Source organism: Pseudorhodoplanes sp. (assembly GCA_032027085.1).
Classification (GTDB): domain Bacteria; phylum Pseudomonadota; class Alphaproteobacteria; order Rhizobiales; family Xanthobacteraceae; genus Pseudorhodoplanes.
On sequence record JAVSMS010000001.1, the window covers coordinates 3,797,333 to 3,814,320 of the forward strand.

Annotated in this window: 28 protein-coding genes; all 28 read right to left on the bottom strand. The window is 62.4% G+C overall.

Annotation, left to right across the window (positions count from 1 at the left end; all coding sequences use genetic code 11):
- Positions 1-63: 63 nt before the first annotated feature.
- The 28 genes from rpsK to rpsG all read right to left on the bottom strand — a co-directional run bounded on the left by rpsK (position 64) and on the right by rpsG (position 16,984).
- On the bottom strand, positions 64-453 hold the full coding sequence (gene rpsK / locus RO009_18465; protein ID MDT3687019.1) for a 30S ribosomal protein S11: 390 nt from the start codon (positions 451-453) through the stop codon (positions 64-66).
- 60 nt (positions 454-513) lie between these two features.
- On the bottom strand, positions 514-882 hold the full coding sequence (rpsM, locus tag RO009_18470; GenBank protein MDT3687020.1) for a 30S ribosomal protein S13: 369 nt from the start codon (positions 880-882) through the stop codon (positions 514-516).
- Between the two features lie 161 nt (positions 883-1,043).
- On the bottom strand, positions 1,044-1,982 hold the full coding sequence (locus RO009_18475; protein ID MDT3687021.1) for an adenylate kinase: 939 nt from the start codon (positions 1,980-1,982) through the stop codon (positions 1,044-1,046).
- Positions 1,979-3,310 carry a preprotein translocase subunit SecY gene (gene secY, locus RO009_18480; protein ID MDT3687022.1) on the bottom strand — a complete coding sequence of 444 codons (1,332 nt, stop codon included), beginning with the start codon at positions 3,308-3,310 and terminating at the stop codon, positions 1,979-1,981. Before secY ends, RO009_18475 begins: the two co-directional genes overlap by 4 nt.
- 55 nt (positions 3,311-3,365) lie before the next feature.
- Positions 3,366-3,923 (bottom strand): 50S ribosomal protein L15, encoded by a 558-nt coding sequence (gene rplO, locus RO009_18485; GenBank protein MDT3687023.1) that lies wholly within the window; start codon positions 3,921-3,923, stop codon positions 3,366-3,368.
- Between the two features lie 5 nt (positions 3,924-3,928).
- Entirely contained in the window at positions 3,929-4,126 is a 198-nt protein-coding gene (gene rpmD / locus RO009_18490) for a 50S ribosomal protein L30 (protein ID MDT3687024.1), read from the bottom strand.
- An 80-nt stretch (positions 4,127-4,206) separates the two neighbouring features.
- Entirely contained in the window at positions 4,207-4,788 is a 582-nt protein-coding gene (rpsE, locus tag RO009_18495; protein ID MDT3687025.1) for a 30S ribosomal protein S5, read from the bottom strand.
- A 39-nt stretch (positions 4,789-4,827) separates the two neighbouring features.
- Positions 4,828-5,181, bottom strand: coding sequence for a 50S ribosomal protein L18 (rplR, locus tag RO009_18500; GenBank protein MDT3687026.1), 354 nt, complete (start codon positions 5,179-5,181; stop codon positions 4,828-4,830).
- A gap of 5 nt (positions 5,182-5,186) precedes the next feature.
- Positions 5,187-5,720: a 50S ribosomal protein L6 gene (gene rplF, locus RO009_18505; protein ID MDT3687027.1), complete on the bottom strand. Its 534-nt coding sequence runs from the start codon at positions 5,718-5,720 to the stop codon at positions 5,187-5,189.
- Positions 5,721-5,722: 2 nt separating this feature from the next.
- Positions 5,723-6,121 carry a 30S ribosomal protein S8 gene (gene rpsH, locus RO009_18510; protein MDT3687028.1) on the bottom strand — a complete coding sequence of 133 codons (399 nt, stop codon included), beginning with the start codon at positions 6,119-6,121 and terminating at the stop codon, positions 5,723-5,725.
- Positions 6,122-6,131: 10 nt separating this feature from the next.
- Positions 6,132-6,437, bottom strand: coding sequence for a 30S ribosomal protein S14 (rpsN, locus tag RO009_18515; GenBank protein MDT3687029.1), 306 nt, complete (start codon positions 6,435-6,437; stop codon positions 6,132-6,134).
- Between the two features lie 39 nt (positions 6,438-6,476).
- Positions 6,477-7,055 carry a 50S ribosomal protein L5 gene (rplE, locus tag RO009_18520; protein MDT3687030.1) on the bottom strand — a complete coding sequence of 193 codons (579 nt, stop codon included), beginning with the start codon at positions 7,053-7,055 and terminating at the stop codon, positions 6,477-6,479.
- The gene (gene rplX / locus RO009_18525; GenBank protein MDT3687031.1) at positions 7,048-7,365 is read right to left on the bottom strand and encodes a 50S ribosomal protein L24; all 318 of its coding nucleotides are present in this window, start codon (positions 7,363-7,365) and stop codon (positions 7,048-7,050) included. Before rplX ends, rplE begins: the two co-directional genes overlap by 8 nt.
- Complete coding sequence (gene rplN, locus RO009_18530; protein ID MDT3687032.1) at positions 7,365-7,733, bottom strand: 50S ribosomal protein L14; 369 nt, start codon at positions 7,731-7,733, stop codon at positions 7,365-7,367. The genes rplX and rplN overlap by 1 nt, the downstream gene beginning before the upstream one ends.
- Before the next feature lie 44 nt (positions 7,734-7,777).
- Positions 7,778-8,029, bottom strand: a complete 252-nt coding sequence (rpsQ, locus tag RO009_18535; protein ID MDT3687033.1) for a 30S ribosomal protein S17 — start codon at positions 8,027-8,029, stop codon at positions 7,778-7,780.
- Between the two features lie 10 nt (positions 8,030-8,039).
- A complete protein-coding gene (gene rpmC / locus RO009_18540) occupies positions 8,040-8,261 on the bottom strand; it encodes a 50S ribosomal protein L29 (protein ID MDT3687034.1) in 222 nt (73 codons plus the stop codon).
- Positions 8,258-8,671 carry a 50S ribosomal protein L16 gene (rplP, locus tag RO009_18545; protein ID MDT3687035.1) on the bottom strand — a complete coding sequence of 138 codons (414 nt, stop codon included), beginning with the start codon at positions 8,669-8,671 and terminating at the stop codon, positions 8,258-8,260. The genes rpmC and rplP overlap by 4 nt, the downstream gene beginning before the upstream one ends.
- Before the next feature lie 11 nt (positions 8,672-8,682).
- Entirely contained in the window at positions 8,683-9,387 is a 705-nt protein-coding gene (gene rpsC / locus RO009_18550) for a 30S ribosomal protein S3 (GenBank protein ID MDT3687036.1), read from the bottom strand.
- Between the two features lie 11 nt (positions 9,388-9,398).
- On the bottom strand, positions 9,399-9,779 hold the full coding sequence (gene rplV / locus RO009_18555; GenBank protein ID MDT3687037.1) for a 50S ribosomal protein L22: 381 nt from the start codon (positions 9,777-9,779) through the stop codon (positions 9,399-9,401).
- 17 nt (positions 9,780-9,796) lie between these two features.
- Positions 9,797-10,093 carry a 30S ribosomal protein S19 gene (gene rpsS, locus RO009_18560; protein ID MDT3687038.1) on the bottom strand — a complete coding sequence of 99 codons (297 nt, stop codon included), beginning with the start codon at positions 10,091-10,093 and terminating at the stop codon, positions 9,797-9,799.
- Between the two features lie 12 nt (positions 10,094-10,105).
- Positions 10,106-10,945, bottom strand: a complete 840-nt coding sequence (rplB, locus tag RO009_18565) for a 50S ribosomal protein L2 (protein MDT3687039.1) — start codon at positions 10,943-10,945, stop codon at positions 10,106-10,108.
- 12 nt (positions 10,946-10,957) lie between these two features.
- Positions 10,958-11,257 carry a 50S ribosomal protein L23 gene (locus tag RO009_18570; protein MDT3687040.1) on the bottom strand — a complete coding sequence of 100 codons (300 nt, stop codon included), beginning with the start codon at positions 11,255-11,257 and terminating at the stop codon, positions 10,958-10,960.
- Positions 11,254-11,874, bottom strand: coding sequence for a 50S ribosomal protein L4 (rplD, locus tag RO009_18575; GenBank protein MDT3687041.1), 621 nt, complete (start codon positions 11,872-11,874; stop codon positions 11,254-11,256). The genes RO009_18570 and rplD overlap by 4 nt, the downstream gene beginning before the upstream one ends.
- A gap of 2 nt (positions 11,875-11,876) precedes the next feature.
- Positions 11,877-12,704 (bottom strand): 50S ribosomal protein L3, encoded by an 828-nt coding sequence (gene rplC / locus RO009_18580; protein ID MDT3687042.1) that lies wholly within the window; start codon positions 12,702-12,704, stop codon positions 11,877-11,879.
- A 25-nt stretch (positions 12,705-12,729) separates the two neighbouring features.
- Positions 12,730-13,038, bottom strand: a complete 309-nt coding sequence (rpsJ, locus tag RO009_18585) for a 30S ribosomal protein S10 (protein MDT3687043.1) — start codon at positions 13,036-13,038, stop codon at positions 12,730-12,732.
- A 123-nt stretch (positions 13,039-13,161) separates the two neighbouring features.
- Positions 13,162-14,352: an elongation factor Tu gene (tuf, locus tag RO009_18590; protein MDT3687044.1), complete on the bottom strand. Its 1,191-nt coding sequence runs from the start codon at positions 14,350-14,352 to the stop codon at positions 13,162-13,164.
- A 64-nt stretch (positions 14,353-14,416) separates the two neighbouring features.
- Positions 14,417-16,489, bottom strand: coding sequence for an elongation factor G (gene fusA, locus RO009_18595; GenBank protein ID MDT3687045.1), 2,073 nt, complete (start codon positions 16,487-16,489; stop codon positions 14,417-14,419).
- A gap of 24 nt (positions 16,490-16,513) precedes the next feature.
- Positions 16,514-16,984 (bottom strand): 30S ribosomal protein S7, encoded by a 471-nt coding sequence (rpsG, locus tag RO009_18600; GenBank protein MDT3687046.1) that lies wholly within the window; start codon positions 16,982-16,984, stop codon positions 16,514-16,516.
- Positions 16,985-16,988 lie beyond the last annotated feature (4 nt).

Genomic DNA, 16,988 nt, shown 5'->3' on the forward strand with positions numbered 1-16,988 from the left:
CCGCCCTGTGGTCAAGTTCAGCGGCGACGGACGGTGCATCCGTCCGCCGGATCAAAGTCTCGGTCATACGCGGCGTCGCTTTCGTGGGCGGCAGCCGTTATGCGGGATCGGCGTCACATCGCGGATCGACGTCACGGTGAAGCCGGCCGCCTGCAACGCGCGCAACGCGGATTCGCGGCCAGAGCCGGGACCCGCAACCTCAACCTCAAGCGTGCGCATGCCGTGTTCCTGCGCCTTCTTCGCGGCATCTTCGGCCGCAACCTGAGCCGCATACGGCGTCGACTTGCGCGAGCCTTTGAACCCCATGGTGCCGGCCGACGACCAGGCAATGGCGTTGCCTTGCGCGTCGGTTATGGTGATCATGGTGTTGTTGAACGACGCATTCACATGTGCGACGCCCGAGGCGATGTTCTTGCGCTCGCGGCGGCGGACGCGCGTGGCTTCTTTACCCATTCTCGTTCCCTTCGTGGCGCGTTCAGGCCCGCGCCGGACCGTTCGTTACAAAAGCTCGAATTACTTCTTCTTGCCGGCGATTGCTTTGGCCGGGCCTTTGCGCGTGCGCGCATTGGTGTGCGTGCGCTGGCCGCGCACCGGCAGGCCTTTGCGATGACGCAATCCGCGATAGCAGCCGAGATCCATCAGGCGCTTGATGTTGACGGAGACTTCGCGCCGCAGATCGCCTTCGACCGTGTAATCGCGGTCGATCATTTCACGGATCTGCAGAACCTCGGCGTCGGTCAGTTGCGATACCCGACGCTCGTAAGGCAGGTTGAGCGTCGTCATGATGCTATCGGCCGCTTTTTGGCCGATGCCGTGAATATACTGGAGCGCGATGACTACGCGCTTATTGGTCGGTAGATTGACGCCTGCGATACGGGCCACGATCTCACTCCTCTTGCCGGCAGGCTTGCTGCCGGGCGATCAAATTATCTCTCACCGTTCCGGAGGGGACCGCAAAGGGTTAAGACGACACCCTCCCCTGCCTCTCCGGGGCCCGGCATCGTCGGTCGTTCTCCTACTGAATGCCGGTGTTATTAGGGGATTCACCGCCGTTTCGTCAACCTCCGGGCGCGCGCCGAACCCCGCTTTTGAGTCCGTTTTGCGACCTTTTTCCGGGATTTAGGGGCCGTCTTGCGCTTGGCACCGGCCTTGGCAGCCTTTGCCCGGGATTTGGAACCAGACAGGCCGGCCCCTCTACTTTTCGCGGCTTTGGACGCCTTCCCGCGGGAGCCCCGCGCCTTGCTTTTTGCCGCTTTTGCCTTGCCGCCTTTGATGGACGTCGCGGCGGCTCGCTTCCGCCCGGACACCCGGCGGCCGGACGGACGGCCTCTCACCGGGCGCTTGCGCCCGAGCGCGCGGCCTTGGGAGCGGCCGGTGACCGCCTTCTTGCGCGGCGCCGGACCACGGCCAAGAAGGGCGTCGATGGCTTGGGTGACCTCGTCGATCGAGGCCATGCCGTCGGTCACCTTCAGCATACCCTTACTCCGGTAATGGGCTGAAAGCGGAGCGGTCTGGGCGTGATAGGCGTCGAGGCGCTTCTTCAACGCTTCCGGATTGTCGTCGGGCCTGACGCTCTCGCCGCGGGCCTGCATCTGCGCCACGCGGGTTTCGATCCGCTTCAGCAGCGCGCTGTCATCGACTTTCAGTTCGATCACCGCGTCGAGCTTCAAGCCCTTGCGCTCCAGCAGGCGCTCGAGCGCTTCCGCCTGCGCGACCGTGCGCGGAAACCCGTCGAGAATGAACCCCTTACGGGCATCAGGCTGCTCGATGCGATCCTCGATGATGGCGACCACCACCTCATCGGGAACCAGTTCGCCGCGCGCCATGATGTCCTTGGCTCGCAGACCGACCGGCGTGCCGGCGGCGACTGCAGCGCGCAGCATGTCGCCGGTGGAAAGTTGCACAATGCCGTGCTTGGCGACGAGGCGCTGAGCCTGTGTGCCTTTGCCGGCTCCGGGCGGTCCAAGCAGAATCAGCCTCATCGTCGGCGGCCCCGCAGTTTGGATTTCTTGATCAGGCCTTCATACTGGTGCGCCAGTAGATAGCCCTGCACCTGCGCCACCGTATCCATTGTCACGCTGACCACGATCAGCAGCGAGGTGCCGCCGAAATAGAACGGCACCGCGGCATAGGAGATCAGAATCTCCGGGATCAGGCAGACGATGGCGAGATAGGCCGCACCGACGACCGTAATACGCGAAAGCACGTAATCGATGTACTCCGCCGTGCGCTCGCCGGGACGGATGCCCGGGATGAAGCCGCCATGCTTCTTGAGATTGTCCGCGGTCTCGGTCGGGTTGAACACGATCGCGGTGTAGAAGAAGGTGAAAAACACAATCAGCGAGATATACATGATCAGGAACAGCGGCCGGCCGTGGCTGAGCTGCGTCGTGATGGTGGTGAGCCAGCCCGGTCCCTGCCCCGCGTTGAAGTTGGCGACCGTCGCCGGCAACAGCAGCAGCGACGATGCGAAGATCGGCGGGATGACGCCTGAGGTGTTGAGCTTGAGCGGCAGATGCGAGGACTGGCCCTCGAACATGCGGTTGCCGACCTGGCGCTTCGGATACTGGATCAGCAGGCGGCGCTGCGCGCGCTCCATGAACACGATGAAGGCGATGACGACGATCGCCATCACGCCGACCAGCAGGATCAGGCCGGTCGACAGCGCGCCTTGACGGCCGAGTTCGAAGGTGCCGACGAGGGCCGAGGGCAGTTCCGCGACGATGCCGGCGAGAATGATCAGCGAAATGCCGTTGCCGATGCCGCGCTGGGTGACCTGCTCGCCGAGCCACATGAGGAACATGGTGCCGCCCGTGAGCGAGACCGTGGTCGAGATGCGGAAGAACCAACCAGGCTCGGAAATGACATTGCCCGCGCCTTCAAGACCGATGGAAATGCCATAGGCCTGGAACGCAGCCAGAAGCACCGTCAGGTAGCGGGTATATTGATTGATGGTCTTGCGGCCCGCCTCGCCCTCTTTCTTCAGGGCTTCCAGCGTCGGCGACACCGTCGTCATCAACTGGATGATGATCGAGGCCGAGATGTAGGGCATGATGTTCAGCGCAAAGATCGCCATGCGCTGGATGCCGCCGCCGGCGAACATGTTGAACATGCCGAGAATGCCGCCCGCCTGGGTGCGGAAAATCTGTTCCCAGGCCGAGGGATCAATGCCGGGCAGCGGGATATAGGTGCCGAGACGATAGACAAGAAGCGCGCCGAGCGTAAACCAGATGCGCTTCTTCAGCTCTTCGGCCTTGGCGAGCGCCGAGAAGTTGATGTTGGCCGCCAATTGTTCCGCTGCAGAGACCATGCGTCGCTCCGGTTGCCGTCATGCGCCCCCTGCGCCCGTCGGGCGCATATGGGGATCACTCGGCCTTCTTGCCCTCTGCCTTCTCAGCCTTTTTACCGCCCAGCGCAGCGCGCTTGTTCTTGCCCCGCGGCTCCGCCTCTTCTTCCTTGGCGGGAGCGAGGATCGTCACCGAGCCGCCGGCCTTCTCGACCGCGGCAATGGCGGATTTCGACGCCCGCCACACCTTGAACTCGACCTTGGTCTTGATTTCTCCGCCAGCGAGCAACTTCACGCCGCCCTTGGCGCGGCTGAGCACGCCGGCCTTGACCAACGCCTCGATATCGACCGGGTTCTTGGCATCGAGTGTGCCGGCGTCGATCGCGGCCTGCACGCGGTTGAGATTGATCTCGTTGATGCGGGTGGCAAAGGCGGTGTTGCGGAAACCGCGCTTTGGCAGGCGGCGGTGCAGCGGCATCTGGCCGCCTTCAAAGCCCTTGATACTCACGCCCGAGCGCGCGGTCTGGCCCTTGCCGCCGCGTCCGCCGGTCTTGCCCTTGCCGGAACCGATGCCGCGGCCGACGCGGGTGCGCGCCTTCTTGGCGCCAGGACGGCCGGCGAGTTGATTGAGCTTCATGACGATCACTTTCCTTCTGCGCCGACGACGCGCACGAGGTGCCGCACCTTCGCGATCATGCCGTGGGTCGCCGGCGTGTCGGGAAGTTCGGCGACGCGGCCGATACGGTTGAGACCGAGGCCGATGAGGGTCTTCCTCTGAGACGCCTCGCGGCGGATCGGGCTGCCGGTCTGCTCGAGCTTGATGGTTTTCTTCGCTGCCATTGTGGGCCTGCTTGTCTCTTTACACTCTATCGCGCGATCGGACGGAAAATCGGTGCCACTTATCCTGATCGCGCTCCTTGTTATTCAGCCGTTGCGTCGGCCTCTCCGCCTTCGCGGCGGCGGGCCTGCAGGGCAGAAACCTTGATGTTGCGGCGAGCGGCGACGGAGCGCGGCGAATCCTGATGCTTCAGGGCATCGAAGGTAGCGCGCACCATGTTGTAAGGATTCGACGAGCCGAGCGACTTCGCCACCACGTCTTGCATGCCGAGCGAATCGAACACCGCGCGCATCGGACCGCCGGCGATGATGCCGGTTCCGGGAGGTGCCGCGCGCAGATGCACCTTGCCGGCGCCGTGACGACCGAAGACGTCGTGATGCAGCGTACGGCCTTCGCGCAGCGGCACGCGGATCAACGCGCGCTTGGCGGCGTCTGTCGCCTTGCGGATCGCTTCCGGCACCTCGCGCGCCTTGCCATGGCCGAAGCCAACGCGGCCCTTCTGGTCGCCGACAACGACGAGCGCGGCAAAGCCGAATCGTCGGCCGCCCTTCACCACCTTGGCGACGCGGTTGATGTGAACGAGCTTGTCGACAAACTCGCTGTCGCGCTCTTCGCGCTCTCCGCCGCGCTCACGGTCGCGTTTCTGCCTGGGTTCACGTGCCATATCGTTTTTCCTTCGGGCGGCTGCGCCCATATCGCCCGGTTAGAAGTTGAGCCCACCTTCGCGCGCGGCATCCGCCAGCGCCTTGATGCGGCCATGGAAGAGATACTGTCCGCGGTCGAACACCACGTCCTTGATGCCCTTCTGCACGGCGCGCTCGGCGACCAGCTTGCCGATCACCTTGGCGGCCGCGATATTCGCGCCCGACTTGCCGCGCAGATCCTTTTCCAGGGTCGAGGCCGAGGCAATCGTTACGCCCTTCTCGTCGTCGATCACCTGCGCATAGATGTGCATGGACGAGCGATGCACGGACAGACGCTTGCGGCCCTTGGCGGCGGCTTTCACCGCGCGGCGGGTGCGCGCCTTGCGGCGCTCTGAGGTTGTCTTGTGTGCCATCAGCGTTACTTCTTCTTGCCTTCCTTACGGAAGATGAATTCATCGGCGTATTTCACGCCCTTGCCCTTATAGGGCTCCGGCGAGCGATACCTGCGGATCTCGGACGCGACCTGGCCGACCTTGCGCAGGTCGATGCCGCTAATCACGATCTCAGTCGGCTTCGGCGTCGCCACCGTGATGCCTTCCGGGATCGGATAGACCACGTCATGGCTATAGCCGAGCGTGAGCTGCAGGTTCTTGCCCTGCACCGCCGCGCGATAGCCGACGCCGTTGATCTCCAGCTTCTTCTCGAAGCCCTTGGTCACGCCGGTGACCATGTTGTCGATCAGAGCGCGCGAGGTGCCCCACATGGCGCGGGCGCGCTTGGTCTGATTGCGCGGATCGACCTTGATTTCGCTCTTGTCCATAACGACCGCCACGCTCTCGTCCACGACGAAAGACAGCGTCCCCTTCGGGCCCTTCACGCTGACCGTCTGGCCCTGAATATTGGTGGTGACACCCGAAGGCACCGGAATTGGTTTTTTGCCGACGCGAGACATGATCAGAACACCGTGCAAAGGATTTCGCCGCCGACATTTGCGTCGCGCGCGGCGTGATCCGCCATCACGCCCTTGGGCGTGGACAGGATGGAAATGCCGAGACCGTTATTCACGCGCGGCAGATTCTTCACCGACACGTAAACCCGACGGCCGGGCTTCGACACGCGGGCGATCTCGCGGATCACCGGCGCACCGTCGAAATATTTCAGCTCGATCTCGACCTCGTTGCGTCCGTCCTTGTGCTCGACGGTCGAATAGCCGCGGATATAGCCTTCCGACTTCAGCACATCGAGCAGGTTCACGCGCAGCTTCGAGCTGGGCGAGGATACCTTGGACTTGTTGCGCATCGACGCGTTGCGGATGCGCGTGATCAAATCGCCGACCGGATCATTCACAGCCATCTGATCCTCCTTACCAGCTCGACTTCACGAGGCCCGGAATCAGGCCCTTGTTGCCGAGCTCGCGCAGCGCGATACGCGACAGCTTGTGCTTGCGGTAGTAAGCACGCGACCGGCCGCTCACCTCGCAGCGATTCTTGATCCGGCTCGGCGCCGAATTGCGCGGCAGCTCGGCCAGCTTGAGAGAGGCGGCGAAGCGCTCCTCCACCGGCTTGGTCTTGTCCATGACGATCGCCTTCAAGCGCGCGCGGCGGCCGGAAAACTGCTTGGCCATCTTGCGCCGGCGCTTGTTCTTCTCGATCGAACTAATCTTTGCCATTCTGGTCTCCTGGCTATCCGCGTCTGAAAGCTTTCGCTCTCACTGCCGGAACGGGAAGTTGAATGCATTCAAGAGCGCGCGCGCCTCTTCGTCGGTCCGCGCGCTCGTGCAGATGGTGATGTCCATTCCCCAGACGTCGGTCACCTTGTCGAAGTCGATTTCCGGGAAAATGATGTGTTCCTTGATGCCGAGCGAATAATTGCCCCGGCCATCGAAGCTCTTCGGATTGAGACCGCGGAAGTCGCGGATGCGCGGCAGCGCGATGTTCACCAGGCGATCGATGAAGTCGTACATACGCGCCTTGCGCAAAGTCACCTTGGCGCCGATCGCCTGACCGTCGCGCAGCTTGAAGGTCGCGATCGACTTGCGCGACTTGGTGATCACCGCCTTCTGGCCGGCGATCAAGGTCAGGTCCGCAGCCGCATTGTCGACCTTCTTGCGGTCATTGACGCCCTCGCCGATGCCCATGTTGAGAACGATCTTCTCAATCACCGGCACTTGCATGCGGTTGGCGTAATTGAACTGCTTCGTGAGCTCGCCGCGCACGACATCGTCGAAATGGGCCTTCAGGCGCGGGATATAGCGCTCGGCCTGACCGGCTTTCTGTGTCTCAGCCATCGATTTCCGCTCCCGAGCGCTTGGCGATACGTACCTTGCGCCCGTCATTCATGATCTTGAATCCGACACGCGTCGGCTTTCCGTCCTTGGGGTCGGACAGCGCGAGATTGGACAGGTGGATCGTCGCTTCTTTCGAGATGATCCCGCCTTCGTGCTGCGCGGTCTGCTTCTGGTGTCGCTTGACCATGTTGACGCCGCGCACCAGCGCGCGGCCCTCAACCGGGCGCACCTCGATCACCTCGCCGGTGCGACCCTTGTCGCGACCGGTGAGAACGACAACCTTGTCGCCTTTGCGGATTTTTGCCGCCATCACAGCACCTCCGGCGCAAGCGAGATGATCTTCATGTGGTTCTTAGCGCGCAATTCGCGCGGCACCGGTCCGAAAATACGAGTGCCGACCGGCTCCGACTGCGCATTGATCAGCACGGCGGCGTTGCGGTCGAAGCGGATCACCGAGCCGTCATTGCGCTTGATGTCCTTGGAGATGCGCACGACGACGGCTTTCATCACGTCGCCCTTCTTCACACGGCCGCGCGGAATCGCCTCCTTCACCGAGACGACGATGACGTCGCCGATGGTGGCGTATTTGCGCTTCGAACCACCAAGCACCTTGATGCACATCACGCGGCGTGCGCCGGAATTGTCGGCGACATCCAGGTTGGTTTGCATCTGAATCATGACGCACCTAATCCTTCATTGGCTTGTGAAGGCGAAATCCGCGCTCACAGCACCTTTTTCTTCTTCTCGCCCTGAACGACTTTCCAGCGCTTCAGCTTCGAGATCGGCTTGTGTTCTTCGATCCACACGATGTCACCGACGGAGTATTCGTTGGTGTCATCATGGGCATGGAACTTGGTCGTGCGGCGTATGGTCTTCTTCAGGACCGGATGGGTGAAACGCCGCTCGACCGAGACCACCACGGTCTTGTCTTGCTTGTCGCTCACCACGACGCCTTGGAGCTGCCGCTTCGGCATCACTTAACCCCTACTTCTTGGCAGCCGGCGCGGTGCCGGTGCGCTTCTGATTGGCGATCGTCTTCAGGCGCGCGATGTCACGGCGAACCGCACGCACGCGCGAGGTATTTTCAAGCTGGCCCGTCGCCCGCTGAAAGCGCAGGTTGAACTGCTCCTTCTTGAGCTTCAGCACTTCATCATCGATCTGGTCGATGGTCATCGCACGTACATCTTCGGTCTTCATGGCGGTCACTCGGCGATGCGCTCAACGAAACGGGTCTTGATCGGCAGCTTGGCGGCGGCGAGCGCCAGGGCTTCTCTGGCCAGAGCCGGCGGAATGCCGTCGATCTCGAAAATGATGCGACCGGGTTTGACGCGGGTCACCCACAATTCGGGTGTGCCCTTGCCCTTGCCCATGCGCACTTCAATCGGCTTCTTCGAAACCGGCACGTCCGGGAACACGCGAATCCAGACGCGGCCGGCGCGCTTCATGTGGCGGGTCAGCGCACGGCGGGCCGCCTCGATCTGGCGCGCGGTGACGCGCTCGGGCTCGAGCGCCTTCAGGCCGAACTGGCCGAAATCGAGGTGTGTCCCCGACGTCGCGACGCCGTGAATGCGGCCCTTGTGAGCCTTGCGGAACTTGGTGCGCTTGGGTTGCAGCATAACTCTGTCTCTTATCCAGCGGTGGCTTCGCGGCGCGGACGACCGGCGTCGGCTTCAGCCATCTTCTTGTCCTGGGCCATGGAGTCGTGCTCGAGAATCTCGCCCTTGAAGATCCAGACCTTGACGCCGCATGTGCCGTAGGTGGTGAACGCGGTGGCAACGCCATAATCAACGTCGGCGCGCAGCGTATGCAGCGGCACGCGGCCCTCGCGATACCATTCCAGACGCGCGATTTCGGCGCCGCCGAGACGACCCGAACAGTTGATACGGATGCCCTCGGCACCAAGCCGCATCGCGGTCTGCACTGCGCGCTTCATCGCGCGGCGGAACGCTACGCGGCGCTCGAGTTGCTGGGCGATCGACTCAGCGACGAGCTGCGCATCGAGCTCCGGCTTACGGATTTCGAGAATGTTGATGACGACGTCCGACTGGGTCAGGTCGGCCACCGACTTGCGCAGCTTCTCGATATCGGCGCCCTTCTTGCCGATGACGACGCCCGGACGCGCCGAATAAATGGTTACGCGGCACTTCTTGTGCGGCCGCTCAATCACGATCTTCGACACCGCCGCCTGCTTGAGCTGCTTCATCAGCGCCTTGCGGATCGCAATATCCTCGTGCAGCAGCGTGCCGTACTCGGTCTTGCCGGCATACCAGCGCGAATCCCAAGTACGGTTGATGCCGAGCCGCAGGCCAATCGGGTTGATCTTCTGACCCATGAGTGACTCCCTTAAGCCGCAGCCTCGACCTGACGAACCACGATCGTCAGATGCGAGAACGGCTTGAAAATGCGTCCCGAACGGCCGCGGCCGCGGGGGTGGAAACGCTTGATAACCATCGCCTTGCCGACATGCGCCTCGGCGACGATGAGATCGTCGACATCGAGGTCGTGATTGTTCTCGGCATTGGCAATTGCCGATTCAAGACACTTCTTCACGTCGACGGCGATGCGCTTGCGCGAGAACTGCAGATCAGCGAGCGCGGCCGCGACCTTCTTACCGCGGATGAGCTGCGCGACGAGATTGAGCTTCTGCGGCGACACCCGGATGTTGCGGGCGACGGCCTTGGCCTCGTTATCTGGGAGCGCGCGCTGGCGTGCCGGTTTACCCATGACGAACCTCTCTCACCTCAACCCGCAGCCGCGCCCGGAGCGCGCTTGGCCTTACGGTCGGACGAATGTCCATGGAACGTGCGGGTCGGAGCAAATTCGCCGAACTTGTGTCCGACCATTTCCTCGTTGACCTGCACCGGGATGTGCTTCTGGCCGTTATAGACGGCGAAGGTCAGGCCGACGAATTGCGGCAGGATCGTCGAGCGACGGCTCCAGATCTTGATGACCTCATGACGTCCGGACGAACGGGCCTTCTCCGCCTTCTTCAGCAGATAGCCGTCGACAAATGGACCTTTCCAGACCGAGCGCGACATACGGCCGATTCCTTACTGCTTCTTCTTCCGAGCGTGACGGCTCGAAACGATGAACTTGGTGGTGGACTTGTTCTTGCGGGTCTTCTTGCCCTTGGTCGGGAAGCCCCAAGGCGACACCGGATGACGGCCGCCCGAAGTGCGGCCTTCGCCGCCGCCATGCGGGTGATCGACCGGGTTCATGGTGACGCCGCGGTTATGCGGCTTGCGGCCAAGCCAGCGATTGCGTCCGGCCTTGCCGATCGAAATGTTCATGCGGTCCGGATTGGACACCGCGCCGACGGTGGCGCGGCAGCGGCCGTGCACCAGGCGCTGCTCCCCGGAATTCAGGCGCAGGATGACATATTCGCCATCGCGGCCGACGATCTGCGCATAGGTGCCGGCGGAACGGGCGATCTGGCCGCCCTTTCCGATCTTCAGCTCGACATTGTGCACGATGGTGCCGACGGGAATATTGGCCGCCGGCATGGCATTGCCCGGCTTCACGTCGACAAATTCGCCCGAGACCACGACATCGCCGACGGCCAGACGCTGCGGCGCCAGGATGTAGGCGAGTTCGCCGTCATCGTACTTCACCAGCGCGATGAACGCGGTGCGATTCGGATCATATTCCAGACGCTCGACCTTCGCCGGCACATCCGCCTTGGCGCGCTTGAAGTCAACCGTGCGATAGGCCTTCTTGTGGCCGCCGCCGCGGAAGCGCGACGTGATGCGGCCGTTATTGTTGCGGCCACCCTTCGACGGCTTGCCTTCCGTCAGTTCCTTGACCGGCGCGCCCTTGTAAAGGCCGGCGCGATCGACAAGCACAAGCTGACGCTGGCCTGGCGTGGTCGGTTTGTATTTTCTCAATGCCATGAGACGAATTCCTTACAGGCCGGTCGTCACGTCAATGCGGTGACCTTCTTCAAGAGTCACGATCGCGCGCTTGCTCGGCGACTGAATGCCAAGGCTGCCGCGGAAGGCCTTCACCTTGCCCTTGCGCACCAGCGTATTGACGTTCTTGACCTTCACGTCGAACAACTTTTCTACCGCTTCCTTGATCTGCGGCTTGGTCGCGGTCGAGGCGACCTTGAAGACGACCTTGTTGTGCTCGGACGCCGTCGTCGCCTTTTCGGTGATCACCGGCGACAGGATGACGTCGTAATGGCGCGGATCCTTCGAGCTCATTTGAAGCGCGCCTCCAGCGCATCGACCGCCGCTTTGGTCAGCACCAGCTTACCGTGACGGAGAATGTCGTAGACGTTGATGCCCTGGATCGGCAGCACGTCGATATTCGGGATGTTGCGCGCGGCGTTGCGGAAATTCACGTCAATTTCCGAACCGTCCACGATCAGCGCGTTGACGATCTCGAGCTTTCCGAAATTCGCGAGCAACGCCTTGGTCTTGGCTTCCTTCACGCTCGCCTTGTCGAGCACGATCAGGCTGCCGTCCTTGGCCTTGGCCGAGAGCGCGTGCTTGAGCGCAAGCGCGCGCACTTTTTTCGGCAAGCCGCTTTCATGGCTGCGCACGACCGGACCGAAGGAACGGCCGCCACCGCGGAACAGATTGACACGCGCCGAACCGTGGCGGGCACCGCCTGTGCCCTTCTGCCGATACAGCTTCTTGCCGGTGCGCATGATGTCGGCGCGGTTCTTGACCGCGTGCGTTCCGGCGCGACGCTTGGCGAGCTGCCAGTTGACGCAGCGATGGATCAGGTCGGCGCGCGGCTCGAGACCAAAGATCTCGTCCGAGAGCGTGACCGAACCGGCCTGCTTGCCGTCGAGGGAGAGCATCTTGAGTTCCATGATCACTCGCCCTCTTTGTTCTTGGCCGCAGCGAGCGCGGCGACTTCAGCCGCGGCGGCCTGTTCGGCCGCGCGCTTCTCGTCGATCGCCGTCTCGGCCTTGGCTTCGTCGCCCTTCGGCGCATCAGCCTTGGCCGGCGCAGTCGTCTCCGCACTCAGTTCGCGGAACTTGCCGGGCTTCGGCGCGTCCTTCGGCAGCTTCTTCTTCACGGCGTCGCGCACTGTGATCCAGCCGCCCTTGGAGCCAGGCACCGCGCCTTCCACAAGGATCAGGCCGCGCTCGACATCGAGCTGCACCACCTTGAGATTGAGCGTGGTGATGCGGTCGACGCCCATATGGCCGGGCATCTTCTTGTTCTTGAAGGTCTTGCCGGGATCCTGACGGCCGCCGGTCGAACCGATCGAGCGATGCGAGATCGACACGCCGTGCGAGGCGCGCAAGCCGCCGAAGTTCCAACGCTTCATGCCGCCGGCAAAGCCCTTGCCGATCGAGGTGCCGGTCACATCCACATACTGGCCGACGACGAAGTGATCGGCGGTGATCTCCGCGCCGACCGGAATCACGGCGTCATCGCTGACGCGGAATTCCACGATCTTGGCCTTTGGCTCCACCTTGGCGACGGCGAAACGGCCGCGCTCGGCCTTGGAGACGTTCTTGACCTTACGGGTGCCGGCGCCGAGCTGCAACGCGACATAGCCGTTCTGCTCTTTGGTGCGGTGGGCGACGACCTGGCATTGGCCAAGGCGCAGCACCGTGACCGGGACATGCTCACCGCTTTCGGTGAACACCCGTGTCATTCCGAGCTTCTGTGCGATCACTCCGGAGCGCATCGTCGTGGTCTTTCCTTCGTTCGGCTCAGAGCTTGATCTCGACGTCGACACCGGCGGCGAGGTCGAGCTTCATCAGCGCGTCCACGGTCTGCGGCGTCGGATCGACGATGTCCAAAAGGCGCTTGTGCGTGCGCATTTCGAACTGTTCGCGGCTCGTCTTGTCGATATGCGGCGAGCGGTTCACCGTGAACTTCTCGATCTTGGTCGGCAGCGGAATCGGTCCCCGCACCTGCGCACCCGTGCGCTTGGCGGTGTTGACGATTTCGCGCGTCGACGCATCGAGGATGCGGTGATCGAACGCCTTGAGCCGGATCCGGATATTCTGGCCGTTCATGTTGTTTCTCTCTGACCTGTCATCGTCCGCGCAAACGGACGATCCAGTAATCGCTAGCGTCTCAGTGGCCCGCGACCTCGCGGGTTACTGGGCCCCCCGCTTTCGCGGGGAGCGACAATTCAGTTACTCGATGATGCTTGCGACGACGCCGGCGCCGACAGTGCGGCCACCTTCACGGATCGCGAAGCGGAGCTTTTCTTCCATCGCGATCGGCACGATCAGGTGCACTTCCATCGCGATGTTGTCGCCCGGCATCACCATTTCCGTGCCTTCCGGCAGATGAACGATGCCGGTCACGTCGGTGGTGCGGAAATAGAATTGCGGGCGATAGTTGGTGAAGAACGGCGTATGACGGCCGCCTTCTTCCTTGGTGAGGATGTAAGCCTCGGCCTTGAACTTGGTGTGCGGCTTGACCGAGCCCGGCTTGCAGAGCACCTGGCCGCGCTCGACTTCCTCGCGCTTGGTGCCGCGCAGTAGAGCGCCGATATTGTCGCCCGCCTCGCCCTGATCGAGCAGCTTGCGGAACATTTCGACGCCGGTGACGGTGGTCTTCTGGGTCGGACGAATGCCGACGATCTCGATTTCCTCGCCGACCTTGATCACGCCGCGCTCGACGCGGCCCGTGCACACCGTGCCGCGGCCCGAGATGGAGAACACGTCTTCGACCGGCATCAGGAACGGCTGATCTTTCGGGCGCTCCGGCTGCGGGATGTATTCGTCGACGGCGCGCATCAGCTCGAGGATGGCTTCCTTGCCGAGCTTCGGATCCTTGTCCTCCAGCGCCATCAGGGCGGAACCCTTAACGATCGGGATCTTGTCGCCGGGGAAGTTGTACTTCGAGAGCAGCTCGCGGATCTCCAGCTCGACCAGCTCGAGCAGTTCCGGATCATCGACCATGTCGACCTTGTTCATGAACACGACCAGCGCCGGCACGCCAACCTGGCGGGCCAGCAGGATGTGCTCGCGGGTCTGCGGCATCGGGCCGTCAGCAGCTGACACGACCAGGATCGCACCGTCCATCTGGGCGGCGCCGGTGATCATGTTCTTCACATAGTCCGCGTGGCCGGGGCAGTCGACGTGTGCGTAGTGACGCTTGTCGGTCTCGTATTCGACGTGCGCGGTCGAGATCGTGATGCCGCGCGCCTTCTCTTCCGGCGCCTTGTCGATCTGGTCATAGGCGGTGAATGTCGCGCCACCTGTCTCGGCCAGAACCTTGGTGATGGCCGCTGTCAGCGACGTCTTGCCATGGTCGACGTGACCGATGGTGCCGATGTTGCAGTGCGGCTTGGTGCGTTGAAACTTCTCTTTGGCCATCGAACTCTCCCTTCCGGGTCTTTCTCGTAGTGGCGGTTAACGTGACTGGTGAACTTGCGGCGGATCAGGCGAATTTCGCCTGAACCTCCTGAGCGACGTTACTGGGCACCTGCTCGTAGTGATCGAACTGCATGGTGAAGGTCGCGCGCCCCTGCGACATCGACCGCAGCGTGTTCACATAGCCGAACATGTTGGCGAGCGGCACCATCGCGTTGATGACGTTGGCGTTGCCGCGCATGTCCTGGCCCTGGATCTGGCCACGACGTGAATTCAGATCGCCAATGACGGAGCCCGTGTAATCTTCCGGCGTCACCACTTCGACCTTCATGATCGGCTCGAGCAGGACTGAGCTGCCTCCCTGCAGTGCTTCGCGCAGAGCGGCGCGCGAGGCAATTTCGAAGGCCAGCGCCGAAGAGTCGACGTCGTGATAAGCGCCGTCGATCAGCGACACCTTGAGATCGACAACCGGGAAGCCGGCCAGCACGCCCGAACCCAGCACGGACTCGAGGCCCTTCTCCACGCCCGGGATGTATTCCTTCGGCACGGCGCCGCCGACGATCTTGTTCTCGAACTCGAAGCCCTTGCCCGGCTCCAGAGGCTCGACCACGAATTTCACACGCGCAAACTGGCCGGAACCGCCGGTCTGCTTCTTGTGCGTGTAATCCTTAATGACGGTGCGCGTGATCTTCTCGCGATAAGCCACCTGCGGCGCACCGATATTGGCTTCCACCTTGTAGGTGCGCTTGAGGATATCGACCTTGATGTCGAGATGCAGTTCGCCCATGCCCTTGAGGATCGTCTGGCCGCTTTCGGCGTCGGTCGAAACGCGGAATGACGGATCCTCGTTGGCGAGCTTGGCGAGCGCAACACCGAGCTTTTCCTGGTCGGCCTTGGACTTCGGCTCGATCGCGATCTCGATGACCGGATCGGGGAATTCCATCTTCTCAAGAATCACAGGCTTGTCGGGGTCGCACAGCGTGTCGCCGGTGCGGGTCTCCTTCAGGCCCGCCAGCGCGACGATGTCGCCAGCATAGGCTTCCTTGATGTCTTCGCGGTTATTCGCATGCATCAGCAGCATGCGGCCCACACGCTCTTTGCGCTCGCGCGTGGAATTGATCACGCCGGTGCCGCTCTGAAGGATGCCGGAATATATGCGGCAGAACGTGATGGTGCCGACGAAAGGATCATCCATAATCTTGAACGCGAGGAGCGACATGGGCTCCTTGTCGTCCGACTTGCGCACGACCTCCTCGCCCTTCGGATTGATGCCCTTGATCGCAGGCACATCGACCGGCGACGGCAGGAAATCGACAACGCCGTCGAGCAGGGGCTGCACGCCCTTGTTCTTGAAGGCCGAGCCGCAAAACACCGGATAAAAGGCGCCCGTCAGCACAGCCTTGCGAATCAGCTTCTTCAGCGTCGCTTCGTCCGGCTCATTGCCTTCGAGATAAGCCGTCATGGCGTCGTCATCGAGCTCGACGGCCGCCTCGATCAGCTTCTCGCGATATTCCTTCGCCTGATCGACGAGGTCGGCAGGAATATCGACGTCATTGAACTTTGCGCCGAGCGACTCGTCTTCCCAGACGACGCCCTTCATGCGGATCAGATCGACCACGCCCTTGAACTGGCTTTCCGCGCCGATCGGCAGCTGCAGCGCCACCGGCTTGGCGCCGAGACGCTTCACGATGTCGTCCAGACACTTGAAGAAGTCGGCGCCGATCTTGTCCATCTTGTTGCAGAAGACGATCCGCGGCACCTTGTACTTGTCGCCCTGGCGCCAGACCGTTTCGGTTTGCGGCTCGACACCCTGGTTGGAATCCAGAACACAGACCGCACCGTCGAGAACGCGCAATGAGCGTTCGACCTCAATGGTGAAGTCGACGTGGCCGGGCGTATCAATGATGTTCAGGCGCTTGTTCTTCCAGAACGCGGTGGTCGCAGCTGACGTGATCGTGATGCCACGCTCCTGCTCCTGCTCCATCCAATCCATCGTCGCGGCGCCTTCATGCACCTCGCCGATCTTGTGGCTCTTGCCGGTGTAGAAGAGGATCCGCTCCGTAGTCGTGGTCTTTCCGGCATCAATGTGAGCCATGATGCCGAAATTGCGGTAGTCCTCGATGGCATGCGTGCGGGGCATAGCGTGTCCTGCTCTGTTCGCCGGTTACCAGCGGTAATGCGAGAATGCGCGGTTGGCTTCCGCCATCCGGTGCGTGTCCTCGCGCTTCTTGACGGCATTCCCCCGGTTATTCGACGCGTCCAGCAGCTCCGCGGAGAGCCGGTCCATCATCGTCTTCTCGTTGCGCTCACGCGCGGCAGAAATGATCCAGCGGATGCCGAGCGCCTGACGGCGGGTCGAGCGCACTTCGACCGGCACCTGATAGGTGGCGCCGCCAACACGGCGCGAACGCACTTCGATCGACGGCATGACATTGTCGAGCGCCTGCTCGAAGACCTGCAACGGGTTCGACTTGGTCTTGCCTTCGATAATGTCGAAGGCGCCATAGACGATCTTCTCGGCGGCGGATTTCTTGCCGTCGTACATGAGCACGTTCATGAACTTCGAAACGACCAGATTTCCGAATTTCGGATCCGGGTTGATTTCGCGCTTTTCGGCGGAGTGGCGGCGGGACATCGCT

Excerpts from the sequence above, each read along its gene's own strand:
- rpsK (MDT3687019.1), bottom strand. The coding sequence starts at position 453 with ATGGGTAAAGAAGCCACGCGCGTCCGCCGCCGCGAGCGCAAGAACATC.
- RO009_18475 (MDT3687021.1), bottom strand. The coding sequence starts at position 1,982 with ATGAGGCTGATTCTGCTTGGACCGCCCGGAGCCGGCAAAGGCACACAG.
- secY (MDT3687022.1), bottom strand. The coding sequence starts at position 3,310 with ATGGTCTCTGCAGCGGAACAATTGGCGGCCAACATCAACTTCTCGGCG.
- rplO (MDT3687023.1), bottom strand. The coding sequence starts at position 3,923 with ATGAAGCTCAATCAACTCGCCGGCCGTCCTGGCGCCAAGAAGGCGCGC.
- rpmD (MDT3687024.1), bottom strand. The coding sequence starts at position 4,126 with ATGGCAGCGAAGAAAACCATCAAGCTCGAGCAGACCGGCAGCCCGATC.
- rpsE (MDT3687025.1), bottom strand. The coding sequence starts at position 4,788 with ATGGCACGTGAACCCAGGCAGAAACGCGACCGTGAGCGCGGCGGAGAG.
- rplR (MDT3687026.1), bottom strand. The coding sequence starts at position 5,181 with ATGGCACACAAGACAACCTCAGAGCGCCGCAAGGCGCGCACCCGCCGC.
- rplF (MDT3687027.1), bottom strand. The coding sequence starts at position 5,720 with ATGTCTCGCGTCGGCAAAAAACCAATTCCGGTGCCTTCGGGTGTCACC.
- rpsH (MDT3687028.1), bottom strand. The coding sequence starts at position 6,121 with ATGGCTGTGAATGATCCGGTCGGCGATTTGATCACGCGCATCCGCAAC.
- rpsN (MDT3687029.1), bottom strand. The coding sequence starts at position 6,437 with ATGGCAAAGATTAGTTCGATCGAGAAGAACAAGCGCCGGCGCAAGATG.
- rplE (MDT3687030.1), bottom strand. The coding sequence starts at position 7,055 with ATGGCTGAGACACAGAAAGCCGGTCAGGCCGAGCGCTATATCCCGCGC.
- rplX (MDT3687031.1), bottom strand. The coding sequence starts at position 7,365 with ATGGCGGCAAAAATCCGCAAAGGCGACAAGGTTGTCGTTCTCACCGGT.
- rplN (MDT3687032.1), bottom strand. The coding sequence starts at position 7,733 with ATGATTCAGATGCAAACCAACCTGGATGTCGCCGACAATTCCGGCGCA.
- rpsQ (MDT3687033.1), bottom strand. The coding sequence starts at position 8,029 with ATGCCGAAGCGGCAGCTCCAAGGCGTCGTGGTGAGCGACAAGCAAGAC.
- rplP (MDT3687035.1), bottom strand. The coding sequence starts at position 8,671 with ATGCTGCAACCCAAGCGCACCAAGTTCCGCAAGGCTCACAAGGGCCGC.
- rpsC (MDT3687036.1), bottom strand. The coding sequence starts at position 9,387 with ATGGGTCAGAAGATCAACCCGATTGGCCTGCGGCTCGGCATCAACCGT.
- rplV (MDT3687037.1), bottom strand. The coding sequence starts at position 9,779 with ATGGGTAAACCGGCACGCCAGCGCGCGCTCCCAGATAACGAGGCCAAG.
- rpsS (MDT3687038.1), bottom strand. The coding sequence starts at position 10,093 with ATGTCGCGCTCGGTCTGGAAAGGTCCATTTGTCGACGGCTATCTGCTG.
- rplB (MDT3687039.1), bottom strand. The coding sequence starts at position 10,945 with ATGGCATTGAGAAAATACAAACCGACCACGCCAGGCCAGCGTCAGCTT.
- RO009_18570 (MDT3687040.1), bottom strand. The coding sequence starts at position 11,257 with ATGAGCTCGAAGGATCCGCGCCATTACGACGTCATCCTGTCGCCGGTG.
- rplD (MDT3687041.1), bottom strand. The coding sequence starts at position 11,874 with ATGGAACTCAAGATGCTCTCCCTCGACGGCAAGCAGGCCGGTTCGGTC.
- rplC (MDT3687042.1), bottom strand. The coding sequence starts at position 12,704 with ATGCGCTCCGGAGTGATCGCACAGAAGCTCGGAATGACACGGGTGTTC.
- rpsJ (MDT3687043.1), bottom strand. The coding sequence starts at position 13,038 with ATGAACGGCCAGAATATCCGGATCCGGCTCAAGGCGTTCGATCACCGC.
- tuf (MDT3687044.1), bottom strand. The coding sequence starts at position 14,352 with ATGGCCAAAGAGAAGTTTCAACGCACCAAGCCGCACTGCAACATCGGC.
- fusA (MDT3687045.1), bottom strand. The coding sequence starts at position 16,489 with ATGCCCCGCACGCATGCCATCGAGGACTACCGCAATTTCGGCATCATG.
- rpsG (MDT3687046.1), bottom strand. The coding sequence starts at position 16,984 with ATGTCCCGCCGCCACTCCGCCGAAAAGCGCGAAATCAACCCGGATCCG.